This is a genomic window from Devosia sp., from assembly GCF_028290645.1.
Taxonomy (GTDB): Bacteria; Pseudomonadota; Alphaproteobacteria; order Rhizobiales; family Devosiaceae; genus Devosia_A.
In genome coordinates, this window is the sequence record NZ_JAQGJL010000227.1 from 1 (window position 1) to 4,919 (window position 4,919).

General features: G+C 64.7%; 5 protein-coding genes and 2 pseudogenes. 2 read left to right on the top strand and 5 right to left on the bottom strand.

The annotated features are described in order from the left end of the window. A pseudogene (locus JWQ89_RS12850) lies at window positions 1-187 on the top strand (hypothetical protein); the annotation flags it as partial. 66 nt (window positions 188-253) lie between these two features. Here the strand turns inward: JWQ89_RS12850 and JWQ89_RS12855 are convergent. The 4 genes from JWQ89_RS12855 to minC form a co-directional block, all read right to left on the bottom strand. Further along, a complete protein-coding gene (locus JWQ89_RS12855) occupies window positions 254-1,738 on the bottom strand; it encodes a multicopper oxidase family protein (RefSeq protein WP_299641625.1) in 1,485 nt (494 codons plus the stop codon). A gap of 458 nt (window positions 1,739-2,196) precedes the next feature. Then, a complete protein-coding gene (gene minE, locus JWQ89_RS12860) occupies window positions 2,197-2,457 on the bottom strand; it encodes a cell division topological specificity factor MinE (RefSeq protein ID WP_299641627.1) in 261 nt (86 codons plus the stop codon). Next, complete coding sequence (gene minD / locus JWQ89_RS12865; protein WP_299641629.1) at window positions 2,454-3,269, bottom strand: septum site-determining protein MinD; 816 nt, start codon at window positions 3,267-3,269, stop codon at window positions 2,454-2,456. Before minD ends, minE begins: the two co-directional genes overlap by 4 nt. Before the next feature lie 19 nt (window positions 3,270-3,288). Further along, the gene (gene minC, locus JWQ89_RS12870) at window positions 3,289-4,014 is read right to left on the bottom strand and encodes a septum site-determining protein MinC (protein ID WP_299641631.1); all 726 of its coding nucleotides are present in this window, start codon (window positions 4,012-4,014) and stop codon (window positions 3,289-3,291) included. 113 nt (window positions 4,015-4,127) lie between these two features. Here minC and JWQ89_RS12875 point away from each other — a divergent pair, with 113 nt between their 5' ends. Next, the gene (locus tag JWQ89_RS12875; protein WP_299641633.1) at window positions 4,128-4,508 is read left to right on the top strand and encodes a GFA family protein; all 381 of its coding nucleotides are present in this window, start codon (window positions 4,128-4,130) and stop codon (window positions 4,506-4,508) included. 96 nt (window positions 4,509-4,604) lie between these two features. Here JWQ89_RS12875 and JWQ89_RS12880 read toward each other — a convergent pair. After that, window positions 4,605-4,919 (bottom strand): annotated as a pseudogene (locus tag JWQ89_RS12880) (hypothetical protein); the annotation flags it as partial.

Consider the following 4,919-nt stretch of genomic DNA (forward strand, 5'->3'; position numbering starts at 1 on the left):
GATTTACAGTGGAAACGGCTTCTACTTTCCAACCGGTGGAGTGGAACTTCCCCTGATGTGGGCGCTGATGCAGGTCGTGGTGGTGCTGCTCGGCCCCGGCGCCTGCGCCCTGGGCGTTCCGAGGCAGCTTTACTTTCTCGAGGACCCGCTTGCGCTGTCGATGGCAGGTGCGAGGCGACACGCCTGAGACGCCGGCGGCGGCGACCATGCGAGGTCGCCGCCGCTCGTGGCCGGGAGGTCCGACGGGGCTACGTCAGGGCACGACCTCGATAACCGCCATCATGCCAAAGTCCTCGTGATTGAGAATGTGGCAGTGGAACACCCACTTGCCCATGAACTCGAGGTTCGGCGACAGGAAGGGCATCCGGATGACCACTTCCCCTCGCTTCGGGATCATCACAATGTCCTGCAGCCCGACGGCGTTGTAAGGCTGGCCGTTGACCGACATCACCTGGAAGTCCAACTGATGGATGTGGAACGGGTGCTCTTCGTCACTGACATTGGTGATGGTCCACTCCTGGATCGTGCCGTATTTGACCGTCACGTCGACCCGATTGTGGTCAAACGTCCGGCCGTTGATAAAGAATATGTCCCCCGTGGGATCCTCCGAGAACTCGATCGTCTGCCGCCCCCCGATGGACACCGGGGTCAGGTCGTCGTTCGGGCCAAACTTCGTCGGCAGGGTTGCGGCCTTCTGGCTGTCTCCCGCTGATACGAGGGTCGCCAGGTCGGTCTGCGGGAAATTGTTGCCCGCCGGCCCCGTGGTGTAGGCCAACGTCTCGAGCTTGTACGAACCGGCCGGGCCGCCCTGGACCAGCACGTCGAACCGCTTCCCCGTCGGGACAAGCAACTGGTCGAACGCCTTGACCTCCCACACGGGATGGCCGTCTTCGGCGAGGACGTGGAAGCTATGGCCGTCGAGCTTGAGCATGTAGGTGATGTTGGCGCCAATATTGGCGATACGCCACAACTGCGTCTCGCCCGGCTTGATCGGGATTTGCGGCTGGAACTGGCCGTTGACCGTACGGGTCGTGTGTTGGCCGATGGTGATGCCGTTCTGGACGATGACGCCGCCGATCGCGTGGGCATCCTTCAGGACGATGCTGCGCTCGGTGATCTTCTGCAGGTCCGGCGGCAGGAGTTCCTGCAACCCCTCCACCACGAGCAGGCCGGATAGGCCGGCGGACACGTGGGGGGAGCTCAGGCCGTGCAGGTGGTCGTGGTACCAGTAGGTGCCGACGGGCTGTTCGGGCGGGACCTGGAGCACGTACGGAGCGGACTGGGCCGGATCGATCGCGCGGAAGATGTTGTCGCCGAGGTCCGAGGGCGTGACGTCCATCCCGTGGAAATGCAGGTTCGTCGTCTCGCTGAGGCAGTTCTCCAGTGTCAGCTCGATCCTGTCGCCCGGGCGAACGCGCAGGGTCGGTCCGACGAAAGTGCCATTGTAGGTCAATGCCTGGATGGTCTGGGTGCCGATTGTCACGTTCTGGGGGGCGACAATCAGGGTGGTGCGCAGCACACCGTTCTGGCTACTGATCACCGCCGGTTCGGCCAGCATTGGCGCCTCTGCGGTCTGCAGCGCAGTGCCGGCTGGTGGCGGCAGCTCACCGGAGGGAGCATTCGGCTCGTCTGGGCAGAAGGTTGGCGTCGATCCCAGGGGTTCAACGTCTTCCGGAGTGGCGCTCGAGGATGGGGCGGCCTGCGCCATGTGGCTGTGCGAACCCGCCGCTTGCGACATGCCGGGCCCCATCACGACCAACAGCGATGCGAGCGATAACAGTGTGAGGCGAAGCCTGTGCTGCGCCCGCGGTCCCCGGCGAAGCCACCAAAGACCCGGAGTTTGTCTTGTGAAGGTCGTCATATGCTTGTCCTCTCCGTCAACATCTCTGTTGCCTGCGGGGGACTTACATGCTCAGCCGTGCCATCATGGGGTCGAGGACTAGGCGGAAATATGGCGCGAACGGTATAGCGGCGCGTTTGTTTTTCCGGGCGCGCATGGAATAGGGCCGGCAGCCGCTACGAGCATCACGAGCGTCTGCGGACGGTGCGCCGAATACTGGATATGCTTGTACTCGGCCGGGGTTCGATCAGCCAAGAATGCGATGCATAAGGCCAGCGGCGATAGATCGATCGCCGTGGCACGGACATAGTACCTCGGCGAGCATCCGGCCTGACGACGCGGCCGAGGCGGCGACGCTAGTGGGCGGCCGCGGCTGCGTTGGGAATGTGGATGTCGATCTCGAGCGTCGACATCGTCGCGCCGCGATCCATGGTCACCCGCACGTCGTCCTGATCAACCTGCACGTGCCTCGTGATCACGGCCATGATCTCCTCGCGCAGCATGGCGACGAGATCGGGCTGGTTGCGGTTATTGCGCTCGTAGGCGAGGAGGAGTTGGAGCCGGTCGCGCGCAACGGGTGCGCTGCCGCGCCGCTTGAACATATCGAACAGGCTCATGCCGCTCTCCTTCCGAAGAGCCGATCGAACAGGCCTCGCCTGTCCACCGGCAGGACCATCGGAACGTCCTCGCCCTGCAGCCGCCTCGCAGCCTCGAAATAGGCGCGCGCCGCCGCATTGTTGGGCTCGTTGAGCGTCACGGGCGAGCCGACGTTGGAGGAGCGGAGGACGCCCTCGCTCTCGGGGATGATGCCGAGCAGCGGGGTGGAGAGGATGTCGAGGACGTCGTCGATGGTGAGCATCTCGCCGCGGGCGGCCCGGGCGGCGTCGTAGCGGGTGACGAGGATGTATTTGTTGACGCTCTCGCCGCGCTCGGCCCTGAGCGTGCGAGAGTCGAGCAGGCCGATGATGCGATCGGCATCGCGAACCGAGCTCACTTCGGGGTTGGTGACGATCACCGCCTCGTCGGCGAAGCGCATGGCGAGCTGGGCGCCGCGCTCGATGCCGGCCGGACTGTCGCAGATGACGTAGTCGAATTTCTCGCGCAGCTCGGCGATCACGTTCGCCACGCCTTCCTCGGTGAGGGCGTCCTTGTCGCGGGTCTGCGAGGCGGGGAGGAGGAACAGGGTATCGACCCGCTTGTCGCGGATCAGCGCCTGCGAGAGCTTGGCCACGCCCTGGGTCACGTTGATGAGGTCGAATACGACTCGCCGCTCGGCGCCGAGGACGAGGTCGAGATTGCGCAGCCCGACATCGAAATCGATGACGGCCACTTTCTTGCCCGCCTGGGCGAGGGCGGCGCCGAGGGACGCGGTCGAGGTGGTCTTACCGACGCCTCCCTTGCCCGATGTAACGACCACTACCTTGGCCATGTTCAGATCTCCAATCTTGTTAGTCGAGGGCCGCGACCCAGATCACGCCATTGTCGAGAAAGGCCTGTATCGGCCTGCCGCGCGAGGATGGTTCCATGTCGTCGGCGGTGCGATACCAGCCGTCGACGGCCAGAAGCTCGGCTTCGTTTTTCTGGCAGAAGATGCGCGCCTTGCCGTTGCCGGTGGCCCCGGCGAAGGCGCGTCCGCGCAGGGTGCCGTAGACATGGACGGACCCGCCCGCGACGATCTCGGAACCCGAGCCGACCGAGCCGAGGACGATCACGTCGCCATGGGGGTGGAATACCGACTGGCCGGAGCGGATCGGCGATTCGATGATCAGGGCGCTCGATTCGGGCGGCTCTTCCAGCTTCGCTGGCGCGGCGGCCTTCGCAGTCTGGCTGGATGGCGCCTGGGCCTCGTCGATGATCGCGGTCTTGGCTCCCCTGAGCAGAGGCGGCAGCTCGGGGCCGAGGGCGTCGATGGCATTGGCCTCGATGGCGTAGATCCGGATGCCGCGTGCAGCGAGTTCGGCGACCAGCCCTGCAACTTCGCGCGGGTTGGGCTTGAGGATGTTGAGGTCGAGGACGACGGGGCGACCGGCAAAGAATCCGGGCGAATTCTCGGTCCAGCGGTCCAGACCGCGCAGCCACTCCCCGAGGGGGGCTTCGGGCGCCAGCGCGAAGGCGACGAACGAGCGCGCGCGAAAGCGGATGGACTTCTTCTGGATGGTGGCGGCGCTGGTCACGGAGGCTGGTCCTTACTGATTGGTTAAGGCTAGCCCTCCATGGTTAATGGGACGTAAACCGGGACCGCCCGGATGTGCCAGGGCGACTCGAAACAGGGGATATCGAACAGGAAATGCACAAGGGATCGTGCCTCTGCGGCGCCGTCAGCTTCGAGGTCGAGGGTGAACTGGCCCCGCCAACTGCCTGTCATTGCTCGCGATGCCGCAAGCACACCGGGCATTTCGAGGCGGGGACCGACGTGCCGCGGTCGGCCGTCACAATCAGGGGCGAAGACAAGCTGACCTGGTATTTTTCGTCGGAAAAGGTGCGGCGCGGGTTCTGCTCGATCTGCGGGTCTTCGCTGTTCTTCGATCCAACGCATCTCGACCGGATCGGCATCGGAATGGGGGCGTTCGACACGCCGACACACACGAAACTCGCAATGCATATCTTCGTCGCCGACAAGGGCGACTATTACGACATCGGCGACGGCCTGCCGCAAAATCAGCAATAACCGCGGGGCCGAACGGGCCGTGTCCCGACACCAGAATGAGGCGGCTTCGCCACCGTCGCCGCCTCACTTACGCGTGTGGCAGGCTCACAAGTGCACTCAGCCGGAACGTCCGGCAAAGATGCTACCGGCCCACGCCATGACGCCGCCAACCGCTGCATAGCGGCGAAGCCGCGCTGCGAGGTTATGGCCGGTGAGCGAGCCCATGTAGTGGCAGTCGCACAGAAGATGATGGGCGTCTTCGTCGTTCATGGCGAAGTAGTCCATCGCATCGCCGAGCGAATCGCCGGCAAGGCCGTCGCGCCGCAGTACCGGGTCACGGTAGGCGACCGCGAGCGGGGTATTCTCGCCGCCGCGATAGGCACGCCGTTCCGCCTCGGGCAGATACTCGATGCGATAGAGCGCTTCCATCGA